At 68.5% G+C, this 4,286-nt stretch carries 1 protein-coding gene and 1 tRNA gene; both read right to left on the bottom strand.

From position 1 onward, the window contains the following. Positions 1-38 precede the first annotated feature (38 nt). Positions 39-113 (bottom strand) — tRNA-Asp (locus FNH08_RS45705). Positions 114-207: 94 nt separating this feature from the next. Then, positions 208-4,197: an ATP-dependent RNA helicase HrpA gene (gene hrpA, locus FNH08_RS45700; RefSeq protein ID WP_152777533.1), complete on the bottom strand. Its 3,990-nt coding sequence runs from the start codon at positions 4,195-4,197 to the stop codon at positions 208-210. Positions 4,198-4,286 lie beyond the last annotated feature (89 nt).

Below are 4,286 nucleotides of genomic sequence, written 5' to 3'. Positions count from 1 at the left end.
GCCCGCATCCTTGACGGATGCGGGCCCTTCGATCAATGCGGTCCTGACGGGATTTGAACCCGCGGCCTCCACCTTGACAGGGTGGCGAGCACTCCAAACTGCTCCACAGGACCAGGTTTCGCGGCGCTGAATCTCGCGTTGCGCTGCGAGAAGAGACTGTACAGGAGGGTGAGCCCTTGGTCGAACTCACCCGGCGTACCGGGCCGGTTACGGCACGACCGCGTCGATGGCCTTCACGATCCGCTTGTCGGAGACGGGGTAAGCCGTCCCCAGCGCGTGAGCGAAATAGCTGACGCGGAGCTCCTCGATCATCCAGCGGATGTCGAGGACGGAGGAAGGAACCGGACGCCCCCGCGGCATCTGCTCCAGCAGCCACGCGTACTCGTCCTGCATCTCATGGACCTTCTCCATCCGCGTGGTGTCCCGCTGAACGTTCGTCGGCATCTGCTGCAGACGCCGGTCCGCGGCCACCAGGTACCGCATCAGATCCGGCAGACGCCGCAGACCCGTCTCCGTCACGAAGCCGGGCTTCACCAGGGCGTCCAGCTGCGCCCGTACGTCCTGGACGTTCGGCAGCAGCACGGGGCTGCGTACCGTCTTCAGCCGACGCTCACACGCCTGCCAGGCGGCCAGCACCTGCTGCACCTGCCCGACCGCACGGACCGTGGTGTCGACGATCTCGGGACGCACCTTGTCGTACAGCTTCCGGTACGACGACTCGTCCCAGGCCGGCCCTCCGAGGTCCCCCGTCAGCTTGTCGGCCGCGGCCATCGCGCAGTCGTCGAAGAGGGCCTGGATGGAGCCGTGGGGGTTCGCGGACAGGGCGAGCTTCTGGGGGTTCGTCAGCTTCTCCGACGCGAACTTCGCCGGATTCACCGGGATGCCCAGCAGGATCAGCCGCCGCGTGCCCTTCCACATGGCCTCCGCCTGCTCCTCCTCCGTGTCGAAGAGACGGACCGAGACCGAGTCGCCGTCGTCCACCAGCGCCGGGTACGCCTTGACGGGCTGGCCGGCGCGGCGGGTCTCGAAGACGCGGGTGAGGGAGCCGATCGTCCAGTCGGTCAGGCCGGTGCGCTCCAGGGACTCGCCTCCCTGGCGCTCCGCCGTGGCGGCGGCCGCCTGCGAGATGGCCTGCCTCGCCTTCGGCTTCAGCCGAAGCTTCAGGGCCTCCAGGTCCTTGTCCTCGGCGAGCTTGCGGCGGCGCTCGTCGACGATCCGGAAGGTGACGCGCAGATGGTCCGGCACCTTCGCCCAGTCGAAGTCGTCGGCCTCGAAGGGGACGCCGACCATGCGCTTCAGCTCGCGCGCCATGGTGACCGTGAGCGGTTCCTGAAGGGGGACGGCGGTGTCCAGGAACCGTTTCGCGAAGTTCGGCGCAGGCACGTAGTTCCGGCGGATCGGCTTCGGAAGGGAACGGATCAGCTCCGTCACCACCTCCTCCCGCAGGCCCGGGATCTGCCAGTCGAAGCCCTCGTCGGTGACCTGGTTGAGGACCTGGAGCGGGATGTGGACGGTCACACCGTCGGCGTCCGCGCCCGGCTCGAACTGGTACGTGACGCGGAACTTCAGCTGACCCTGCCGCCACGAGTCCGGATAGTCGGCCTTCGTGACCGCCTCCGCCGACTCGCGGATCAGCATCTCCCGCTCGAAGTCGAGATGGTCGGGCTGCTCGTGCCGCTTGTGCTTCCACCAGGAGTCGAAGTGGGCGCCGGAGACGACGTGTTCGGGCACGCGCTGGTCGTAGAAGTCGAACAGGGTCTCGTCGTCGACCAGGATGTTGCGGCGCCGGGCGCGGTGCTCCAGCTCCTCGACCTCGGTCAGGAGCTTGCGGTTGTCGGCGAAGAACTTGTGGTGCGTGCGCCAGTCGCCCTCGACCAGGGCGTTGCGAATGAAAAGTTCGCGGCTCGTCTCCGGGTCGATACGGCCGTAGTTGACCTTCCGCTGGGCGACGATCGGGACGCCGTACAGCGTGACCTTCTCGTACGCCATCACCGCGGCCTGGTCCTTCTCCCAGTGCGGCTCGCTGTACGTGCGCTTGACGAGGTGCTCGGCGAGGGGCTCGATCCACTCCGGCTCGATGCGCGCGTTGACGCGGGCCCAGAGGCGGGAGGTCTCCACCAGCTCCGCCGACATCACGAAGCGCGGCGGCTTCTTGAAGAGGGCCGAGCCCGGGAAGATCGCGAACTTGGCGTTGCGGGCGCCCAGGTACTCGTTCCGCCCGCCGTCCTTGCGCGCGCCCGAGCCCGCGCCCGGGCCCGAGTCCTTGGACTCCTTCACGTCCTTCATACCGATGTGCGAGAGCAGACCGGCGAGGAGCGAGAGATGGACGCTCTGGTCGGCCGCGTCCTCCTCGTTGAGGTGGATGCCCATCTGCTTGGCGACGGTCCTCAACTGCGAGTAGATGTCCTGCCACTCGCGGATGCGCAGGAAGTTCAGGAACTCCTGCTTGCACATGCGCCGGAAGGACGACGAGCCGCGCTCCTTCTGCTGCTCGCGGACGTACCGCCAGAGGTTCAGGTACGCGAGGAAGTCGCTCGTCTCGTCCCTGAAGCGGGCGTGCTGCTGGTCGGCCTGCGTCTGTTTGTCGGCGGGGCGCTCGCGCGGGTCCTGGATGGACAGCGCGGCGGCGATGACCATGACCTCGCGCACACAGCCGTTCCGGTCGGCCTCCAGGACCATGCGGGCCAGGCGCGGGTCGACCGGGAGCTGGGCGAGCTTGCGGCCGGTCTGCGTGAGGCGTTTCCGCGCGTCCTTCTGCGTGGGGTCCAGCGCGCCGAGCTCCTGGAGGAGCTGGACGCCGTCACGGATGTTGCGGTGGTCCGGTGGGTCGATGAACGGGAACTTCTCGATGTCGCCAAGACCGGCCGCGGTCATCTGGAGGATGACGGACGCGAGGTTCGTCCGCAGGATCTCGGCGTCCGTGAACTCCGGGCGGGCGAGGAAGTCGTCCTCGTTGTACAGCCGGATGCAGATGCCGTCGCTCGTACGGCCGCAGCGGCCCTTGCGCTGGTTGGCGCTGGCCTGGGAGATCGCCTCGATGGGGAGGCGCTGGACCTTGGTGCGGTGGCTGTAGCGCGAGATACGGGCGAAGCCCGGGTCGATGACGTACTTGATGCCCGGGACGGTCAGGGAGGTCTCGGCGACGTTCGTGGCGAGGACGATTCTGCGGCCGGTGTGCGGCTGGAAGACGCGGTGCTGCTCGGCGTGCGAGAGCCGGGCGTACAGGGGCAGGACCTCGGTGAATCTGTACTGCTTCTTCGTGAGCGCGTCGGCCGTGTCGCGGATCTCCCTCTCCCCCGAGAGGAAGACGAGGATGTCGCCCTTGCCCTCGCCCATCAGCTCCTCGACCGCGTCCGTGATCGCGGTGATCTGGTCGCGGTCGGCGTCCTCGGAGTCCTCTTCGAGGAGGGGGCGGTAACGCACCTCCACCGGGTACGTCCGGCCGCTGACCTCGATGATCGGCGCGTCGCCGAAGTGGCGGGAGAAGCGCTCGGGGTCGATGGTGGCGGACGTGATGACGACCTTGAGGTCCGGCCGCTTCGGCAGCAGCTGGGACAGGTACCCCAGCAGGAAGTCGATGTTGAGGGACCGCTCGTGGGCCTCGTCGATGATGATCGTGTCGTAGGCGCGCAGCTCGCGGTCCGTCTGGATCTCGGCGAGCAGGATGCCGTCCGTCATCAGCTTGACGAAGGTGGCGTCCGGGTTCACCTGATCGGTGAAGCGCACCTTCCAGCCGACGGCCTCACCCAGGGGTGTGTCCAGCTCCTCCGCCACGCGCTCGGCGACGGTCCGGGCGGCGATACGGCGGGGCTGGGTGTGCCCGATCATGCCGCGGACGCCACGGCCCAGCTCCATGCAGATCTTCGGGATCTGCGTGGTCTTGCCGGAGCCCGTCTCACCGGCGACGATCACGACCTGGTGGTCGCGGATGGCCTCGGCGATCGCGTCCTTCTTCTGGCTGACGGGCAGTTGCTCGGGGTACGAGACGGCGGGCACGCGGGCGCGCCGCGCGGCCATCCGGTCCTCGGCCTTCGCCACCTCCGCCTCGATCTCGGCGAGGACGGCGGCGTGGGCCTCCGGCTTACGGATCTTGCGCGCGCCCTCGAGCCTGCGCCCGAGCCGGTGCGCGTCGCGCAGGGACAGCTCGGCCAGGCGGGGGGCGAGGGCGCCGAGGGCGGGGGCAGGATGCGTAGACATACGGCGTCCAGGATCTCACCTCGCCGAAATTGCTGGCGAACGACTTTTGCGCGCGGGGTGGCGAGTGGGGCGCGGGCCCCGGTGAGGGG

Origin of the sequence: Streptomyces spongiae, assembly GCF_009377185.1 — a bacterium.
Classification (GTDB): domain Bacteria; phylum Actinomycetota; class Actinomycetes; order Streptomycetales; family Streptomycetaceae; genus Streptomyces; species Streptomyces spongiae.
The sequence above is the reverse complement of the archived record's forward strand: the minus strand, read 5'-3'. Positions and strand labels throughout refer to the sequence as shown.